A 17,509-nucleotide genomic window follows, 5' to 3' on the forward strand; every position below is an offset into this window, starting at 1 on the left:
GCTCCGTTCATTCCTGCGACTTTGCAGACTGGCGAAAGCCGGTGTGAAGTCCAATCTCCCCCCTCGTGGGGGAGATGGCCGGCAGGCCAGAGGGGGGCGCTGTCCCGCCGACTTCTCAACAAAAAACCCGGCGCGAGGCCGGGTTTTTCACACGTCAGCGAGCACTCGCCTCAGCTCACCTTGACCTTGCTGGCGGCCTGGTCCTCGGCCAGCTTCTGCTGGAACATCTGCGCAAAATCGATCGGGTCGAGCATCAGCGGCGGGAAGCCGCCATTGCGGGTCGCCTCGGCGATGATCTGCCTGGCGAACGGGAACAGCAGCCGCGGGCATTCGATGAACAGCAGCGGCAGCATGTGCTCCTGCGGGAAGCCGCTGATGGCGAACACGCCGCCATAGACCAGCTCGACGTTGAACAGCACTTCCTTGTCGAAGGACGCCTTGGCGTTCAGCGTCAGATTGACGTCGAACTGCTTGTCCGAAAGCGGGTTGGCGTTGACATTGACGTTGATGGCGATGCCGGGAGCCTTGTCGCGGCCGCGCAGCGAGTTCGGCGCGCCGGGGCTTTCGAAGGAAAGGTCCTTCACATATTGGGCAAGTACGTTGAGCGAAGGCTGCGTCGCGTCGCCGTTGCCACTGGCCGCGCCGGTCGGCGCGTCGTCTTTGCTGGCCATAAGCCTTTGTCCTTTTGCCTCGGCAGCGTTGCTGACCGGATTGAAATCGGGCGTTCGCTACCATGGCCGGCATGACAAGACAAGGTTTTGCGCGCTTTGCTTTCCCTTCTCCCCTTGTGGGAGAAGGTGGATTGGCGCGCAGCGCCAAGACGGTTGAGAGATGTTGGAAGGATCGCCGTCGGTGCCAAGCTGGAACACCCCCTCATCCGACCTCGCTTCGCGAGGCCACCTTCTCCCACAAGGGGAGAAGGGAGAGCTGCGCCGGGCTACTCGTCCTTGAGGCGGCGCCAGGGGGAATTGCGATCGGGGCCGTGCTCGTCGCCGCGCGAATAGTCGCTGTCGTCGAGGTCGATGGTCTTGTCGCGTTGCCGGGCCCGGAATCCACCGGTGCCGAAACTGGACGCCATCACGATGCGGCCTTTCAGCCGGCGCCAGGCGAGGTCGCGGACCGGCGGCAGCAGCAGCAGAATGGCTAAAATGTCAGTGATGAAGCCGGGAATGATGAGCAGGATCGCCGCCAGCACGATCATGGCGCCATGCGCGAGCTGACGGCTTGGATCACGTCCGGCGTCCATTTCGGCACGGACCCGGGTCATGACGCCAAAACCCTGGTATCGCAACAACAGCGCGCCGGCGATGCTCGAAGCCATCACCAGCCCGACCGTCGCCAAGGCGCCGACCTGACGGCCGACAACGACGAAACCGGCGATCTCCATCAGCGGAAGCGCGAGGATGAACAGGGGAAGCAGCGAAATGCGCAAATCTTGACCGATCGTTTCGATGTTTTGCCGGCAGGCGGGCAATCGCCGCTGGCACTGAACCTTTTAGATAGGTATGGCTGCCTTTAATTTGAATGATTGCAGCTTGCGTTCTATATGCTTTGGATGTTGAACGCTATGCGACCGCAGCCATTGCCTGGCCGGGCGGTCCGGCCGGAGTTGGGATTGATTGGCGGAAGATATGGGATTCTTCGACTTCGGCACGATTTTCTTTCTGGTTGCGGCGGTTGTGATCTTTTTCCAGCTGCGCAATGTGCTCGGCCGCCGCACCGGCAGCGAGCGGCCGCCGTTCGATCCCTATACGGCGGGCCGCAGCCGCGACGACGCCCAAAAACCCGAGAATGTGGTCTCGCTGCCGCGCAAGCGAGCGCCGGGAGAGCCGGCAATCGACGCCTATGCGGCGATCGACGCCTTCGCCAAGCCTGACACCGATCTCAACAAGGGCCTGCGCGCGATCAAGGACAATGATCCGGCATTCGACCCCAAGACCTTCGTCGACGGCGCCAAGATGGCCTATGAGATGATCGTCATGGCCTATGCCGATGGCGATCGCAAGACGCTGAAGAACCTGTTGTCGCGCGAGGTCTATGACGGCTTTGTCGCGGCGATCGGCGACCGCGAGGCGAAGTCGGAAAAGATCCAATCCTCCTTCGTCGGCATCGACAAGGCCGACATCGTTTCCGCCGAGATGAAGGGCAGCGAGGCGCATATCACCTTGCGCATCGTCAGCGAATTGATTTCGGCAACGCGCGACAAGGCCGGCGCCGTCATCGACGGCGATCCCGAAACCGTCGCCGAGGTCAAGGATGTCTGGACCTTTGCCCGCGATACGCGCTCGCGCGACCCGAACTGGAAGCTCGTCGCCACCGAAGAAGAAGACTGAGCCCGGACCACGGCGGGCTCTGTCGTGTCGCTTTCTCAGGCGTTCCGCGAAACATCCTTTGACGATCTGCCCGGCTGGGACGAGGACGACCATCTGGCCGCGTTCGCTGCTTTCCGGCGTTCGGCTCTTCACATCCTGACGAAACCCTATCGCTCCGGCGGGCTCGGGGTCGACTTCAATGCCTTCACCGACGCCTATGCTGCAGCCCGCACCATTTCGCCAACCGACCGGCGCGAAGCCCGCGCCTTCTTCGAGCGGCATTTCATCCCGGCGCACATAGCGGCGGAAAGCGGTGGCGCCGGCCTCGTCACCGGCTTCTATGAGCCGGTGGTCGACGCTTCGCCGGTGCGAACCGAACGATTTACGGTGCCGTTGCTGTCGCGTCCGGCCGATCTCGTCGACATCGACGACGCCAACCGGCCCGTCGGCATGGATCCCTATCTCGCCTTCGGCCGCGCCACGCCGGACGGACCGGTCGAGTATTTCGACCGCGGCGAGATCGAGCGCGGCGCGCTCGCTGGCAAGGATTTGGCGGGCAAGGGTCTGGAAATCGCCTGGCTCGCCGACAAGGTCGACGCCTTCTTCATCCACGTACAGGGTTCTGCGCGGCTCACCATGACCGACGGCCGGCTTTGCCGCGTCACCTATGCCGCCAAATCCGGCCAGCGCTTTACCGGACCGGGCAAAATCCTGGGTGAGCTAGGCGAAATCCCGCTGGAAGCGGTGACCATGGAGTCGGTCCGCGCCTGGTTCAAGGCGCATCCGCAGCGCATCGACGAGATCCTGTGGCGCAACCGCTCCTATATTTTTTTCCGCGAGATTTCGGTCAGCGAGGCGGCGGTCGACGACCCGGAACTCGGGCCGATCGCTGCCGCAAAAGTACCGCTGACGCCGGGCCGCTCCGTCGCTGTCGACCGTCTGCTGCATACATTCGGCACGCCGTTCTACATCGATGGGCCGTCGCTGACCGCTTTCGACAACAAGCCGTTTCGGCGGCTGATGATCGCGCAGGACACCGGCTCGGCCATCACCGGCCCGGCCCGTGGCGACCTGTTCACTGGTACGGGAGATGCGGCCGGCGAGATCGCCGGCGTTGTCCGCAACCCTGCCGATTTCTACGCGCTGATCCCGCGTCGGCTTGTGCCGGGAGCGGGGCGATGACCCGGCGCATCGACAGGCTGAGCGAGGACGACCGGGTGCTGTGGAACCTGGTGGCGCGCACTGCCAAGCCGCTGAAGGGCAAGTCCGCCATCGACATCCCAGATATTGGCCCGGACATCGCGGATGACACCAAGCCAATGCTGCGTGACCAGGCGATGGCTCCTGCTGCGGCCACGAAAGCCAGGACGCAGCATGTTTCGCATGCGCTCGACGAGCCGACGCTGGAAAAACTGTCGAAGGGCCGGCTGCCGATCGAAGGCCGCGTCGATCTGCACGGCCTGAGCCAGGACGAAGCCTATTCGCTTTTGTTCTCCTTCCTGCACCGGGCGCATGCCGGCGGCATCCGCTATGTGTTGGTGATCACCGGCAAGGGCTCCTCGTCCGGCGGCGACGGCATCCTGCGGCGCGCCGTGCCGGCCTGGCTCTCGACACCCGCATTCAGACCGCTGGTCTCCAGCCACGACCACGCCGCCCGCAAGCATGGCGGCTCGGGCGCGCTCTATATCCGCCTGCGGCGCGCGCGCTGATGCGGATGCGCGCATGAGGATGGACTTGTGACCCCGTTCGGCGAAAAGCTTCGCGCCCTGCGGAGCGAGCGCGGCGTCAGCCAAAAGGCCATGGCCAGGGCGATCGGCGTCAGCGCCGCCTATCTGTCGGCGCTGGAGCACGGCCGCCGCGGCGCGCCGACCTGGACGCTGATCCAGAAGATCATCGGCTATTTCAATGTCATCTGGGACGATGCCGAAGAACTGGCGCGGCTGGCCGAGACCTCGCACCCGCGGGTAAAACTCGACACGTCAGGCCTCAGCCCCGCCGCCACCGAGCTTGCCAATGTCCTAGCCGAAAACATCGAAAAACTAGACGAGGCGGAGCTTCGCCGCATCACCGCATCGATCCGCGCCGCGCTGGGGCGGACGTAGGGTTTGCCCGACTCGTGTGGAGGCGATCAATTGTCGATGTTGGCGCCGCCCCTCATTGCCCTGCCGGGCATTTCTCCCCGTAAACGGGGAGAAAGAGACTGATCGCGAACGTGGCCTGCAACGCCGGCGATTGGCGAAATCGTCAATGACAGCACCCCTCTCCCCGTCCCTATACGGGGGAGGATGCCGGCAGGCAGGTGAGGGGCAGCGCAAACGCCTGGAACAGGTAACGCGAAACGCAGCGATCTAGTGGTCGCTTGCAAAAACCTTACTGGACCGCGCCGACCAGGACCTGCTGGCCATCACGGATCGACACCCAGCGACCGGTATTGTCGATCGCCTGCCGCTTGAGGAAGCGGTAGCCGGTCCGGTCCCATGAGCGGACCTTTCCGTCGAGATTGTCGAGGACGTAGTCGCCCTTGCTTGTGCGCACGGTCAGCACGGCATGGCCCTCGCCGTCCGGCTTGCGCACGACGGTCATCAGAAGATTGGCATAGGACACGCCCAAGCGGTTCAATTCGCGGCGCTTTTCCAGGACATAGTCCTCACAGTCGCCAACGCCCCTGACGGGGTAGGCCCAGACCTCGTCCTTGCCGTAAATATCGATGTCGCTTATCGGCTTGACGGCGTTGTTGACCCTGGCGTTGACGCTGAGAATCTTTCGCCAGAGCGCGCTTGTCATGGTGGCGGGGGCGAGATTGCCCGGGTGGATCGAGCATTCGGCCGGACTGGTCTTGCAGAAATCGTAATGGCCGATCGGCTGCGATGTCGGGCCGCCGGTTGCCATTGGCCCGGCCGCCGAAGCCGCCGTAGACCAGCCTGTCGCAAGTGCCAGCCCTAACAGGGCGCACACGCGCAGTCCTCTCGCCATTGGTGAGGAAATCATTGTCCCCCTCGTCCCTTGTTGTTAATGAAACGTTAAGGGCGATCTACAGTCCCTGTCAATTATACCAACGGCCAGTTTTGCGATATGGTTACCCGCGCCGCCGAAAGCGCGGCTATTGTGCAACAGGTCGACTTGAACGGCGGCTGCCATCCGGGACATCTTTACTTTTTGGCGGTGCGAACCAGCTTCGGCCTCACCGCAACGCGGGTCTGGCGGCCATAGCTGGTGATGAAGTCGACGATGCGCGGCACGATTTCGGAGCGGAAGCGCGAGCCGTTGAAGACGCCGTAATGGCCGACCGCCGGCTGCATGTAGTGGGCGTGCCTGTCCGCGGGGATGTTGATGCAGAGGTCGTGCGCGGCCTGGGTCTGGCCGAGGCCGGAAATGTCGTCGTTCTCGCCCTCGACCGTGAACAGCGCAACATTGCGGATATCGGCGGGATCGATGGCGACGCCGCGATGCATCATTTCGCCCTTGGGCAGAGCATGGCGTACGAACACGGTGTCGACCGTCTGCAGGTAGAACTCCGCTGTCAGATCCATCACCGCCATATATTCGTCGTAGAAGTCGCGGTGCTTCTCGGCACTGTCGCCGTCATGCTTCACCAGGTGCATGAAGAAGTCCTTGTGGGCGATGATGTGGCGGTCGAGATTCATGCTCATGAAGCCCGAAAGCTGCAGGAAGCCGGGATAGACCTCGCGGCCGAAGCCCGGCACCGGCCATGGCGCCTGCATGGTGACGTTGTCGCGGAACCAGTCGGTGCCCTTTTCCTCGGCCAGAAGGTTGACCGCAGTCGGATTGCGGCGGGTGTCGATCGGCCCGCCCATCAGCGTCATCGTCGAGGGAACGAACGGGTCGCCCCGCGTTTCCATCAGCGCCACCGCCGCCAGCACCGGGACCGACGGCTGGCACACCGCCATGACATGGGTGTCGGGGCCTAGCGCATGCAGCATGTCGACGATGTAGCCGATATAGTCGTCGAGGTCGAAGCTGCCCTCGCTGATCGGCACCATGCGGGCGTCGACCCAATCGGTGATGTGAACGTCGGCATGCGGCAGCATCGCCTCGACCGTGCCGCGCAGCAGCGTCGCGTAGTGGCCGGACATCGGCGCCACGATCAGCAGCTTCGGATCAGGCCGGCGGCCGGCGGGAACCGCCCGCTCGAAACGGAGCAGATTGCAGAAGGGCCGCGACCACACCGTCTTTTCGGTGACAGCGACGCTTTTCCAGTCGACGACGGTCCTGGTCAGGCCGAACTGCGGCTTGCTGTAGCGGCGCGTCGTGCGCTCGAACAATTCGGCCGTCGCCGCGACCGAGCGGCCCCAGGACGTGTGCGCAAACGGATTGAGCGGATTGGTGTAGAACATCCGCACCGCATCGGCATAGACGCGGGCCGGCTGCACGGCGGCGTGGTTCAATTCGTAGAGCTGGTAGAACATTGAGAACTCCGCTGCTGCGACCGAAGGGACGACAGCAGTGCCGAGCCTTGAATCTCTCGCGCAAAGGTTAACAACAAACTGCTGCGATGCAATACGTCAATTGAATTGATTTATGCTTATACTTTTGTCTAAGGCGTTGAAAATCGGTTTTGAACGGCGGCAGCCGGCTTATTGTGCAGCTGCGAAGGTGCAGGAGAGAGCAAGGGCAATCGCTTCAGGTTTGCGCTGCCCCTCATCCGCCTGGCCGCAAAGCGGCGCGGCCATTCACACGCGGTCGGTGCACACAGCAGCATGGCCTGAGCTGATGAAGCCGAGCCGCCCCGCGGCGCCCTTCGATAGGTCGATCACGCGACCCTTGATAAACGGGCCGCGGTCGTTGATGCGCACGACGACGCTGCGGCCGTTTTTGCGGTTGGTGACCTTCAGCCTGGTGCCAAACGGCAAGGTGCGGTGCGCGGCGGTCAGCGCCGACGGGTTCATCCGTTCGCCGGAAGCGGTCTTCGAGGTCAGCGCGTACCAGGAGGCGCGGCCGCATTGTGCGGCGGCAGGGGAGGTGGATGCGCCGACCATCAGGCCAGCCGCTATTGCCGCCGCGACAAGCGCGGTCCGGTTGGGTTTCTTCATCTGCGGCAAGGGGCTCCGTTTGACAGACCCGGCCGTTACGGATGGAATGTGGCACCAAATGCGGCAGTCGTCTGGCGGTTCCATGACAATAGTACACGTTTGGAGTCGGCGCGAAACAGTCTGTCATGGAATGTCGGGATTGCGCCGATGTATGTCTGGTGGTCTTCGCACCAGCACCGGGGCGTTTCCGGCAAGACCCCGGCTTTATTATGCAAGTAGATGTGAGAGCGATCGGGTCGCTTCCTTTCGCCTTGCCATCGCGGTCATGGCGGACTTGACGATCGACTTGGGAAGGGAATTCCGACGATGAGATTGATCAAAAATCTGCTGGCGCTGATTGTGCTCGCCATCGGTGCGCTGTGGTCGCTGCAGGGCATCGGCCTCGTCGGCGGCAGCTTCATGACCGGCCAGTCGCAATGGCTCTATATCGGCATCGTCACCGCGCTGGTTGGCCTGGGCGGGCTGGTGTGGGCGAACCGTTCGCTCCCCTGACACTCGAACGGCCCTGGCGGCGTTTCGGTCGACCGGCGAATGCGCGGCCCGCCGCAAACACGCATTTCCTGTTTTGCGCGCAGCTTCGGCAAATGAATGCTGCGAATGGCCGACGATTTGAAAACCGGTTCCTGTATCGCGGCTAAGTATAGTAGTCTTATCAACATTACAGGAATTGGAGAACGATGAGGATGTCCATATCGCGGCGATCACCCGCATGAGTGCCGAGCGCCGGCTGTCGCCATTGGCGTGCCTTGCGGCTTCAGGAGGAAAGAACGTCCGGCAAGTCGTCGCAGCGGCTTGAAAATCAAACAAAATTAATGGTGCCCGTCTTGTATATCATGTCACTAGAATTTATGTGTCTTGAAAGCCTGGACGCGGACGCGGTGGGGACGTACGCCAGGCGTTTCGCAACCGGTGGCCTTGCGCCACTGCATGACAGAGAAACGTTCGGTCCATGCTCACAAAGAAGGGCAAGTACGGCCTCAAGGCGCTCGTCCATCTGGCGCGGCTGCCGGTTGGTCAGCTCGCCTTCGTTGCCGATATCGCCACCGGAAACAACATTCCGAAGAAATTTCTCGACGCCATCCTCGGCGAACTGCGCAATGCCGGTTTCGTCCAGAGCCGCAAGGGCAAGGAGGGCGGTTACCGCCTGGCGCGGCCGGCGGAGGAAATCAAGATCGGCCACGTCGTGCGCGTGCTCGACGGACCGCTTGCCCCAATTCCCTGCGCCAGCCGCACCCGGTATCAGCGCTGTGAAGACTGCAACGAGGCGACATGCCAAGTCCGACATCTGATGCTGGAGGTCCGGCAAGCGATCGCCGAGGTGCTGGATCAGCGCAGCCTCGCCGAGATGCGCGATATCGCCGGCGACGACGAGCTTTCGGCTGCGTTGAAAATCCAGGCCTGAGCCGGAACCGACGGCTCCTCAGGCACTTGGTGCGCGCATGACCGGCCGTGCCAATTCGACCCTCCCGAATTCGATCATTATCGTCGGCGGTGGCGCCAGCGGCGTCGTGCTTGCCGCGCATCTGTTGAAGTCGCCCAATCCCGATCTTCGTGTCACGCTGATCGAAAAGCGTCCACATTTCGGCCAAGGCATCGCCTATTCCACGCTGCTGTCGGCGCATGTGCTGAATGTCAGCGCGGCCGGCATGAGCGCCTATGCCGATGACCCCGGCAATTTCTGGCGCTGGCTGCTTGAGCGCGGCCTGGCAACGCCAGAGCAGGCGCCGGTCTACGCACCGCGCAGCGTCTACGCCCGCTATCTGAAGGAACTGTTGGACGAGCTCGAGGCGCGCGAGACGGCGCGTCTTCGCCTGATCCGCGAGGAGAGCCTGTCGATCTCGCCGACCGGGTCCGGGGTCGAGGTGGCGCTGGCCAACGGCACCAGCGTCGTCGCCCACCTTGCCGTGCTGGCGACCGGACATGACGAGGAGCCAGGTGCCGGCCACGGCCATACGATCAGGATGGGATCGGAGGCCGACACCGGGCTCGACGGGGAAGCCCGGGTCCTGGTGCTGGGCACGGGGTTGAGCATGGTCGATGCCTTCCTGTCGCTCGAACAACGCGGCCATCGCGGCGAGATTATTGCGGTGTCGCGGCGCGGCCTGCTGCCTTCGCCGCACCGCAAGGGCAATCCGATCAAGCTCGACCTCGCCGACATTCCGCTCGGCACCCAGCTCTCCTATTTCGTCGGCTGGTTCCGCGACCTGATCCGGGAAAACCAGAAGGCCGGCATCGACTGGCGCGACGTCGTCGACGGTCTCAGGCCGTTCAACCAGAAGATCTGGCAGAACTGGCCGTCTTCGGCCAAGCGCCGCTTTGTCGAGCACACCAAGGCGTGGTGGGACATCCACCGCCATCGCATGGCGCCGGAAGTCTATGCCCGTGTCACCGAGGCGGTGCAGTCGGGCCGCATCCGGCTTGTCGCCGGGCGCGTCGTCGGCATCACGGCGGGCGACGAATTCAGCGTGCAGGTCCAGTCGCGCCACACGCAAAGCATCGAGACGTTCGACGTTGCCCGCATCTACGATTGCACCGGCATCGCCAGGGACATCTCGACAACGTCGAACAGCGTGGTGCGGTCGCTGGTCGACCGCGGGCTGGCCCGGCCGGATCCGCTGCGCCTTGGCCTCGACGTATCGGACAATTGCGAGGTCATCGCCAGCGATGGCACCGTCTCGGCCAAGATCCTGGCGGTCGGGCCGCTGACCCGCGGCACCTTCTTCGAGATCGACGCCATACCGGATATTCGCGTGCAGTGCGCAAGGCTGGGGAAGCGGTTGCTGGGGTGAGGCTGCTGAGATCGGCGCTCTACGGCGCCCCCTCTGTCCTGCCGGCCATCTCCCCCTCAAGGAGGGAGATTGGACTTCACATCGGCCTTCGCCAATCTCCAGCGTTGAAGAAGAGGTGAGACGTTGAAACTGCCGATCACCCCCCTTGAGGGTCCCTTGAGGGGGAGATGGCCGGCAGGCCAGAGGGGGGTGCTGTCCCGCGACCTATCGTGATTGGTGTGACGGAGCGGCCCTACGGAATCCCATTCCCAGTCTGGCCAATGGATTGGCACGATCTATCTTCTTTCAGACTGCAAACGGCTGGAAAAGAAGATAGGCTGACAGCCTGCCCAAGGCGGTCGCTTGACCATGGAGCATCAGCATGAGCGTGCACAAGATCGCCCTCCCGGACAGGGCAATGTCCCGCCTGCGTCCGCCCTATGCATCGGTTCTCGACCTGATCGGGCAGACGCCGGTTGTCGAGCTGACCAAATTCGACATCGGCAAGTGCCGGCTGTTCATCAAGCTCGAAAGCCAGAATCCCGGCGGCTCGATCAAGGACCGCATTGCGCTGTCGATGATCGCCGACGCCGAAAAACAGGGCAAGCTGAAGCGCGGCGGCACCATTGTCGAGGCGACCGCCGGCAACACCGGCCTTGGCCTCGCCCAGGTCGGCATTCCAAAAGGCTATCGCATCATCCTGGTCGTGCCCGACAAGATGTCGCGCGAAAAGATCCAGCATCTGCGGGCGCTCGGCGCCGAAGTGCGCATGACCCGTTCCGATGTCGGCAAGGGCCACGCCGAATACTATCAGGACATGGCCGAAAAGATCGCCGCCGAGCTGCCCGGCGCCTTCTATGCCAACCAGTTCGCCAATCCGGCCAATCCGGACGCCCATGAAACCACGACCGGTCCGGAGATCTATTCGCAGCTCGACGGTGACGTCGATGCAGTGGTCGTCGGCGTCGGCTCGGGCGGCACGCTGACCGGGCTTGGCCGCTATTTCGCAAAAATCTCGCCGAAGACCGAGATGATTCTCGCCGATCCGGTCGGTTCGGTGCTGGCGCCCCTGATCAAGACCGGCAAGATGCAAGTGGCCGGCAGCTGGACGGTGGAGGGCATCGGCGAGGATTTCGTCCCGCCCAATGCCGATCTGTCGCTGGTCAAGAAGGCCTACTCGATCACCGACAAGCAAAGCATGCTGGCGGTGCGCGACCTGCTTTCCAAGGAGGGCATCCTCGCCGGCTCGTCGTCCGGCACGCTGCTTTCGGCAGCGCTGCGCTATTGCCGCGAGCAGACCGTGCCGAAGCGGGTCGTCACCTTCGTCTGCGACAGCGGCAACAAATATCTGTCGAAAGTGTTCGACGATTTCTGGCTGATCGAGCAGGGCCTCGCCGAGCACGAGCAGCATGGCGATCTGCGCGACCTGGTGATGCGCACGCACCGCACCGGCGACATCGTGTCTGTCGGCCCGGACGAAAGCCTGCTCAACGCCTATGGCCGCATGCGCCGTTCGGATGTCTCGCAACTGCCGGTGCTGGACGACGGCAAGCTCGTCGGCATCGTCGACGAAAGCGATATCCTCGCCCACGTCGAAGGCCCCTATGACAGCCGCTGGGACCGTTTCAAGGCCCCGGTGCGCACGGCGATGACCGCCAATCTGCACACGCTGCAGGCCAGCCAGACGCTGGACGCGCTGCTGCCGGTGTTCGACCGCAACGAGGTCGCCATCGTCTTCGACGGCGACGAATTCATCGGCCTGATTACCCGCATCGACCTGATCAACCATCTGAGGCGCCGCGCAAGATGACCATCAAAGCCACCGTTTCGGGCAGCAACCGCCTGGCCTTCTCGACGCGCACCATCCATGGCGGCCAGAGCCACGACCCGACGACCGGCGCGGTGATGGTGCCGATCTATGCGACCTCGACCTATGGCCAGCAGAGCCCGGGCGTGCACAAGGGTTTTGAATACGCCCGCAGCCAGAACCCGACCCGCTTTGCCTTCGAGCGCGCGGTGGCCGATCTCGAAAGCGGCGCAGCCGCCTTCGCTTTCGCCTCGGGGCTGGCGGCGATCGCCACCATCTTCGAACTGCTCGATTCGGCGCCCATGTCGTCGCCACCGACGATATCTATGGCGGCACATTCCGGCTGCTGGAGCGGGTGCGCAAGCGCTCGGCCAATCTCCAGGTCGACTTCGTCGACTTCACGGATCTAGCCGCGGTCGAAGCGGCGATCCGCCCGGAAACCAGGTTGCTCTGGGTCGAGACGCCGACCAATCCGCTGCTGCGCGTCGTCGATCTCGAAGCGGTCGCAGCCCTGGCCAGGCGCAAAGGCGTGCTCTCGGTTGCCGACAACACTTTTTGCAGCCCCTATCTGCAGCGGCCGCTGGAGCTCGGCATCGACATATCGGTGCATTCGACGACCAAATACCTCAACGGCCATTCCGACATGGTCGGCGGCGTCGCCGTGGTCGGCGACAACAAGGATCTCGCCGACCGGCTGAAATTCCTGCAGAACGCCATCGGCGCCATTTCCGGACCGTTCGACAGTTTTCTGGCGCTGCGCGGCCTCAAGACGCTGGCGCTCAGGATGGAGCGCCATTCGTCGAACGGCCAGAAGATCGCGCACTGGCTGGAAAGCCGTCCCGACATCCGCCGCGTCATCTATCCCGGCCTCCCCAGCCATCCGCAGCACGCCATCGCCAGAAAGCAGATGCACGCCTTCGGCGGCATGATCACGGTCGAGCTCGACCGCGACCTCGCCGGCACAAAACGCTTCCTCGAGCACACGCAACTGTTCACGCTGGCCGAAAGCCTCGGCGGCGTCGAAAGCCTGATTGAGCACCCCGCACTGATGACGCACGGCTCGATCCCGGCGCAAAAACGCGCGGAAATCGGGATTTCCGATTCGCTGGTGCGGCTGTCGGCGGGTATCGAGGATGGCGACGATCTGATCGCGGATCTGGATCAGGCGCTGGCGAGTTGAAGGGGGGTCCGTGCCCTGTTGGATAGTGGCGTCAGTTTGAAATTTCCCGGCTGACTGGCGATCCAACTGTGAATTGACAAAGGCGACATACCCTCGCTTTGCTATCGGGGCAACCTGGAGGGAAAGTCATGGCTTACTCGTATCGTTGCAGGGATTATCCGGGAAACGAGGCCTGTCCAGCGATGTTCACGGCAGAGACCGAGGCGGAAGTGATGAAGCACGTCGAGCTTCACGGCGCGATCGCTCACGGGGAAGACCCGAAGCAATGGTCGCCGGAAGACCGTAAACAGGTCAAGAAGCTAATTTTAGCGACCTAAACTCGCTTCTTATACGGGCCGCGCAGTGCGACCGTCACTATCTCCAATGCTACGGCAAGCATTTAGGAGTTCGGCCGATAGGCGACAACGCCTAGGCGCGATGGAATTTTCAAACTGACCCAACCGCCCGTTGACCTGAGTGGCATCCGGCGGAATTGTGGCCTTCCCTGCAATTGCCCACAGGCACGGTTGAAGTAATGACTACTCGAGAGCGAGACCAGCCGACGGCAAACGACGCCCCGCTCACCTTCGCGGTCCTGGTCTTCCCCGGCTTTCCGATGATGGCGTTCAGTTCGGTGATCGAGCCGTTGCGCGCGGCCAACGTGCTGGCCAAGAAAGAATGCTACCGCTGGATCATCGTCGGCGCCGCTGAGGGCCCGGTCGCGGCCTCGAACGGGGTCGTCATCCAGCCCGGCTTTTTCGCCGGCGATGCGCCGAAGGTCGACCGCATCGTCGTCTGCTCGGGCGGCGATGCCCATCATCTCGTGGCTGAGGACGCGGTGAGCTGGATCCGCAGGAGCCTGCGCGGCGGCGCCCATATCGGCGCGGTGGCGGATGCCGCTTTCTTCCTGGCGCGGGCCGGCCTGCTCGACGGTCATGCCTGCACCTTGCACTGGACCAGCCAGGCGGCCTTCACCGAGGCGTTTCCGGACATTGAGCTCAGGCGCGATCTCTATGTCATCGACCGCAAGCGCTTCACTTCGGCCGGCGGCGTCGGCAGCCTCGACATGATACTGGAGATCATCACATCAGATTATGGCGCCGAGCTCGCGGCCGGCGTCGCCGAATGGTTCGTGCACAGCCCGCTGCGCTCCAGCGTCGACCGCAAGCTGATGCCGCTGCGGCTGCGCACCGGCGTCCAGAACGAGCTGGTGCTGTCGGCCATTGCCATCATGGAGGATGCGGTGGAGGAGCGGCTCGGCATGGCGGCGCTGGCGGAAAAGCTCGGCGTCTCCTCCGACAAGCTCGAACGAAACTTTCGCTCCGAGCTCAGCATCTCGCCCAACGGCTATTACCGCCGCCTGCGGCTGAAGCGCGCCGCCGATCTCCTGGCGCATTCGACGCTGATGGTGCGCGACGTGGCGCTGGCTTGCGGTTTTGCTTCGATGTCGAGCTTTGCGCGGGCGTTCCGGGAAGAGCATGGGCATGCCCCGAAGGTGGCGCGCAGGCATTAGGGCTTTTCGGATGTTGGCGGGACAGCGCCCGGGACAGCGCCCCCCCTCTGGCCTGCCGGCCATCTCCCCCACTTGGGGGGAGATCGGCTGTCACCGCTGATTTCGCCAATCGCCAACGTTACAGGAATGAGCGGAACGCCGAAGCCGCCAATCTCCCCAAGTGGGGGAGATGTCCGGCAGGCCAGAGGGGGGCGCCGTAGAGCACTACGGGACGATCCCAAGCGGCATCCCGCACAACATCTGCGGTATCTCGCACAGCCTCTGAACGATGCATGGCTCATCTTTCCCCGCATCCAGGAGGCACCCCGTGAGCATTGTCGTTTTCGACCCCGACAGCACCGAGGACGTCGACTTCAAGGACCGCATGCGCCACCCGGCGGCAGCGGATCCGGCCGGCGGCATGTGGCTGTCCGACACCGAGCCGTCCTTCATCGATGCGGACGCGCTGCGCAAAGGCCGGCTGGCCAAGCTGCGCGCCTGGATGCGTGAGGCCGGCTATGGCGCCGTCGTGCTGTTCGACCCCTATAACCAGCGCTACGCCACCGGCTCGCGCAACATGTTCGGCTATTTCCTGCGCAACTCGACGCGCTACTTCTTCATCCCGACCGAAGGGCCGATCGTGCTGTTCGAATATCCGCAGAGCTATCATGTCTCGATGGTGCTCGACACGATCGACGAGGCGCGGCCGTCGAAGCTGGTGTGGTCTTCGGTGTCAGGCCGCGACGACGAAACCGCCGGCCCGTTCGCCGACGAGATCGCTGAGCTGCTCAAGGTGCATGGCGGCGGCTCGATGAAGCTCGGCCTCGACCGCTGCGGCCATCTGCAGGCGCTGGCGCTGGAAAAGCTCGGCTGCGAGGTCCGGGATTGCCAGGGCGAGATTCTTGCCGTGCGGGCGGTCAAGACGCCCGAAGAGGTAAAATGCCTGCAGGTGTCGATGGCCGGCGCCGAGGCGGCCGTCTATGCGGTGCGCGAGGCGATCAAGCCCGGCGTGTCCGAGAACGACCTGTTCGCCATCATGTATCACGAGGTGATCCGCCAGGGCGGTGAGTTCATCGAAACCCGGCTCTTGACCTCGGGCCAGCGAACCAACCCGTGGTTCAACGAAGCCAGCGGCCGCAAGATCAGGCCGGGCGAACTCTTGGCGCTGGATACCGATACGATCGGCTGCTACGGCTATTATTCGGACTTCTCGCGCACCTTCCGCTGCGGCCCGGGCAAGCCGACCGTTTATCAGAAATCGCTCTACCGCATGGCCCACGACCAGGTTCAGCACAACATCTCGATCGTCAGGCCGGGCATGGCGTTTCGCGAGATTGCCGAAAAGGCCTGGAAGATCCCGGACCGCTTCGTCGACCAGCGCTATACGTCTGTCATGCACGGCGTCGGCATGCATGGCGAGACGCCGTTCATCGCGCATGCCATGGATTACGAGACCTATGGCCGCGACGGTTTTGTCGTGCCCGGCATGGTGGTCAGCGTCGAGAGCTATATCGGCGAGAAAGGCGGACGCGAGGGTGTCAAGCTCGAGGACGAGATCCTGGTCACCGAAACCGGCACCGAGCTTCTGTCGCGCTTTCCCTATGAGGACGACTTTCTGGAGAAACAAGTTTGACGCTCGTTCCCTCGCGCAGAAGTTTTGATAACCGGACGCGTTTGACCGGTCGCACGCTTTGGCGACTGGCGAGGCGTCAGCCAATCTCCACGGCTTGCGGTAGCCCACCGAAAGGAACAGCGTTGGCTGGGAAACCGGGCGCATTCGCATGAAAACTCCCATTTCCATCAAACGCGGCACGGTGGCCGCGGTGTTCGTCGACCTCCAGGAGGAGCACCGGCAGGACAAGCGCTATCTGGTCGAGGGTTTTGCCGACATCCTCGCCAACGTCCAGCGCCTGCAGGCGGCGGCACGGGCCAACGATGTGCTGCTCTACCATTCGGCCTATATCGTCGATCTCACGAGGGAGGCGCGGCGGTTCCATCCGGTCGATGCCAGTGGCAGGTCGGCCTTCTCCGACAAGGACGATCCGCTGACGGCGATCTGTCCGGAAGTGGCGCCGGTCGACGGCGAGATGATGCTGGTCAAGACCGAGGCCAGCGCCTTCGGTGCGGGCCCTGCCGCCGGCCGGCTCAAGGCCGAAGGCATCGAGTGGCTGGTCGTTGCCGGCGTATGGACCGAGGCCTGCATCGACGCCACCGTCAGGGATGCGGTGTCATCAGGCTTTCGGGTGCTGCTGGTCAAGGACGCCTGCGGCAGCGGCAGCACGGCGATGCACCAGACCGCCATCCTCAACCTTGCCAACCGGCTCTATGGTGGCGCCGTGACAACCACCGACGGCGCCTGCCGGCTGATGGCAGGCGAGACGGTCGATGCATGGCAGGTCGTGGGCTCGGTGCCTTTGCGCTTCACCTATGAAAACGCCGCCCGGCTCTACGCCGAGCTCTGAACCAGGAAGGCTGGTGATCCTTCGCGCCCCCCTCTGGCCTGCCCTCCTTGCCAAAACCTGGCATCGCCCCCATGAGGGGGGAGATTGGCAGCTTCGGCGCTGCGCTCCTGCTGCGACGTTGGAAATTGGCGAAAGCAGGGACGACAGCCGATCTCCCCCCAAGTGGGGGAGATGCCCGGTAGGGCAGAGGGGGGCGCTGTCCCGCCGGCGTCTCGAAAAGTTCTGCGCCGCAGTAGCGCAAGCTTCTGCGGAACAGCGCACAACGCCTGCGGAAACCCGAACACTTCCCCGCTGAATCCCGCACTATCATCACCTATGGCCAAGGGGGCCCCCCCCCCCCCCCCCCCCCCCCCCCCCCCGGCCCCCCCCCCCCCCGCGCGGGGGGGGGGGGGGCGCCCCCGCCGTCTCTCTCCTCCCCCCCCGGCGCGGCTTTTTTTTGGCCCCCCGCTACCCCGCCG

At 63.7% G+C, this 17,509-nt stretch carries 17 protein-coding genes and 1 pseudogene; 13 read left to right on the forward strand and 5 right to left on the reverse strand.

The window, feature by feature from the left end:
- Positions 1-170: 170 nt before the first annotated feature.
- The gene (gene secB / locus AC0L15_RS13435; RefSeq protein WP_027153623.1) at positions 171-671 is read right to left on the reverse strand and encodes a protein-export chaperone SecB; all 501 of its coding nucleotides are present in this window, start codon (positions 669-671) and stop codon (positions 171-173) included.
- A gap of 266 nt (positions 672-937) precedes the next feature.
- Positions 938-1,432, reverse strand: coding sequence for an FxsA family protein (locus AC0L15_RS13440; protein WP_287250439.1), 495 nt, complete (start codon positions 1,430-1,432; stop codon positions 938-940).
- Between the two features lie 199 nt (positions 1,433-1,631).
- On the opposite strand from AC0L15_RS13440, the gene AC0L15_RS13445 reads away from it, so the two are divergent.
- From AC0L15_RS13445 to AC0L15_RS13460, 4 genes are read left to right on the forward strand one after another with little or no spacing between them, the layout of a single operon-like run.
- On the forward strand, positions 1,632-2,333 hold the full coding sequence (locus tag AC0L15_RS13445; RefSeq protein ID WP_287250437.1) for a Tim44/TimA family putative adaptor protein: 702 nt from the start codon (positions 1,632-1,634) through the stop codon (positions 2,331-2,333).
- A gap of 24 nt (positions 2,334-2,357) precedes the next feature.
- A complete protein-coding gene (gene mltA / locus AC0L15_RS13450; RefSeq protein ID WP_287250436.1) occupies positions 2,358-3,494 on the forward strand; it encodes a murein transglycosylase A in 1,137 nt (378 codons plus the stop codon).
- On the forward strand, positions 3,491-4,021 hold the full coding sequence (locus tag AC0L15_RS13455) for a Smr/MutS family protein (RefSeq protein ID WP_287250435.1): 531 nt from the start codon (positions 3,491-3,493) through the stop codon (positions 4,019-4,021). The genes mltA and AC0L15_RS13455 overlap by 4 nt, the downstream gene beginning before the upstream one ends.
- A 27-nt stretch (positions 4,022-4,048) precedes the next feature.
- Entirely contained in the window at positions 4,049-4,414 is a 366-nt protein-coding gene (locus AC0L15_RS13460; protein WP_023802676.1) for a helix-turn-helix domain-containing protein, read from the forward strand.
- 268 nt (positions 4,415-4,682) lie between these two features.
- Here the strand turns inward: AC0L15_RS13460 and AC0L15_RS13465 are convergent, their stop codons facing one another.
- The 3 genes from AC0L15_RS13465 to AC0L15_RS13475 all read right to left on the reverse strand — a co-directional run bounded on the left by AC0L15_RS13465 (position 4,683) and on the right by AC0L15_RS13475 (position 7,363).
- Positions 4,683-5,300 (reverse strand): transglutaminase-like cysteine peptidase, encoded by a 618-nt coding sequence (locus tag AC0L15_RS13465; protein WP_287250433.1) that lies wholly within the window; start codon positions 5,298-5,300, stop codon positions 4,683-4,685.
- 161 nt (positions 5,301-5,461) lie between these two features.
- Entirely contained in the window at positions 5,462-6,739 is a 1,278-nt protein-coding gene (locus AC0L15_RS13470; protein ID WP_287250430.1) for a polyhydroxyalkanoate depolymerase, read from the reverse strand.
- A gap of 264 nt (positions 6,740-7,003) precedes the next feature.
- Positions 7,004-7,363, reverse strand: coding sequence for a septal ring lytic transglycosylase RlpA family protein (locus AC0L15_RS13475; RefSeq protein ID WP_023802673.1), 360 nt, complete (start codon positions 7,361-7,363; stop codon positions 7,004-7,006).
- A gap of 306 nt (positions 7,364-7,669) precedes the next feature.
- Here AC0L15_RS13475 and AC0L15_RS13480 point away from each other — a divergent pair, with 306 nt between their 5' ends.
- The 9 genes and pseudogenes from AC0L15_RS13480 to AC0L15_RS13520 all read left to right on the forward strand — a co-directional run bounded on the left by AC0L15_RS13480 (position 7,670) and on the right by AC0L15_RS13520 (position 17,051).
- Positions 7,670-7,855, forward strand: coding sequence for a hypothetical protein (locus AC0L15_RS13480; RefSeq protein ID WP_023802672.1), 186 nt, complete (start codon positions 7,670-7,672; stop codon positions 7,853-7,855).
- Between the two features lie 457 nt (positions 7,856-8,312).
- Positions 8,313-8,765 carry an RrF2 family transcriptional regulator gene (locus AC0L15_RS13485; protein ID WP_287250428.1) on the forward strand — a complete coding sequence of 151 codons (453 nt, stop codon included), beginning with the start codon at positions 8,313-8,315 and terminating at the stop codon, positions 8,763-8,765.
- A 37-nt stretch (positions 8,766-8,802) separates the two neighbouring features.
- The gene (locus tag AC0L15_RS13490; RefSeq protein ID WP_287250427.1) at positions 8,803-10,152 is read left to right on the forward strand and encodes an FAD/NAD(P)-binding protein; all 1,350 of its coding nucleotides are present in this window, start codon (positions 8,803-8,805) and stop codon (positions 10,150-10,152) included.
- A 361-nt stretch (positions 10,153-10,513) separates the two neighbouring features.
- Positions 10,514-11,941: a pyridoxal-phosphate dependent enzyme gene (locus tag AC0L15_RS13495; protein WP_473496471.1), complete on the forward strand. Its 1,428-nt coding sequence runs from the start codon at positions 10,514-10,516 to the stop codon at positions 11,939-11,941.
- Positions 11,938-13,118 (forward strand): annotated as a pseudogene (locus tag AC0L15_RS13500) (cystathionine gamma-synthase). Before AC0L15_RS13495 ends, AC0L15_RS13500 begins: the two are co-directional and overlap by 4 nt.
- Positions 13,119-13,246: 128 nt before the next feature.
- Entirely contained in the window at positions 13,247-13,435 is a 189-nt protein-coding gene (locus AC0L15_RS13505) for a DUF1059 domain-containing protein (RefSeq protein WP_023802667.1), read from the forward strand.
- Between the two features lie 197 nt (positions 13,436-13,632).
- A complete protein-coding gene (locus tag AC0L15_RS13510; protein WP_287250421.1) occupies positions 13,633-14,610 on the forward strand; it encodes a GlxA family transcriptional regulator in 978 nt (325 codons plus the stop codon).
- 307 nt (positions 14,611-14,917) lie between these two features.
- Positions 14,918-16,222 (forward strand): M24 family metallopeptidase, encoded by a 1,305-nt coding sequence (locus AC0L15_RS13515; protein WP_287250420.1) that lies wholly within the window; start codon positions 14,918-14,920, stop codon positions 16,220-16,222.
- A 148-nt stretch (positions 16,223-16,370) separates the two neighbouring features.
- Positions 16,371-17,051: an isochorismatase family protein gene (locus AC0L15_RS13520; protein WP_287250418.1), complete on the forward strand. Its 681-nt coding sequence runs from the start codon at positions 16,371-16,373 to the stop codon at positions 17,049-17,051.
- The last annotated feature ends 458 nt before the right edge of the window (positions 17,052-17,509 follow it).

It is taken from the genome of Mesorhizobium sp. WSM4846, assembly GCF_055811415.1.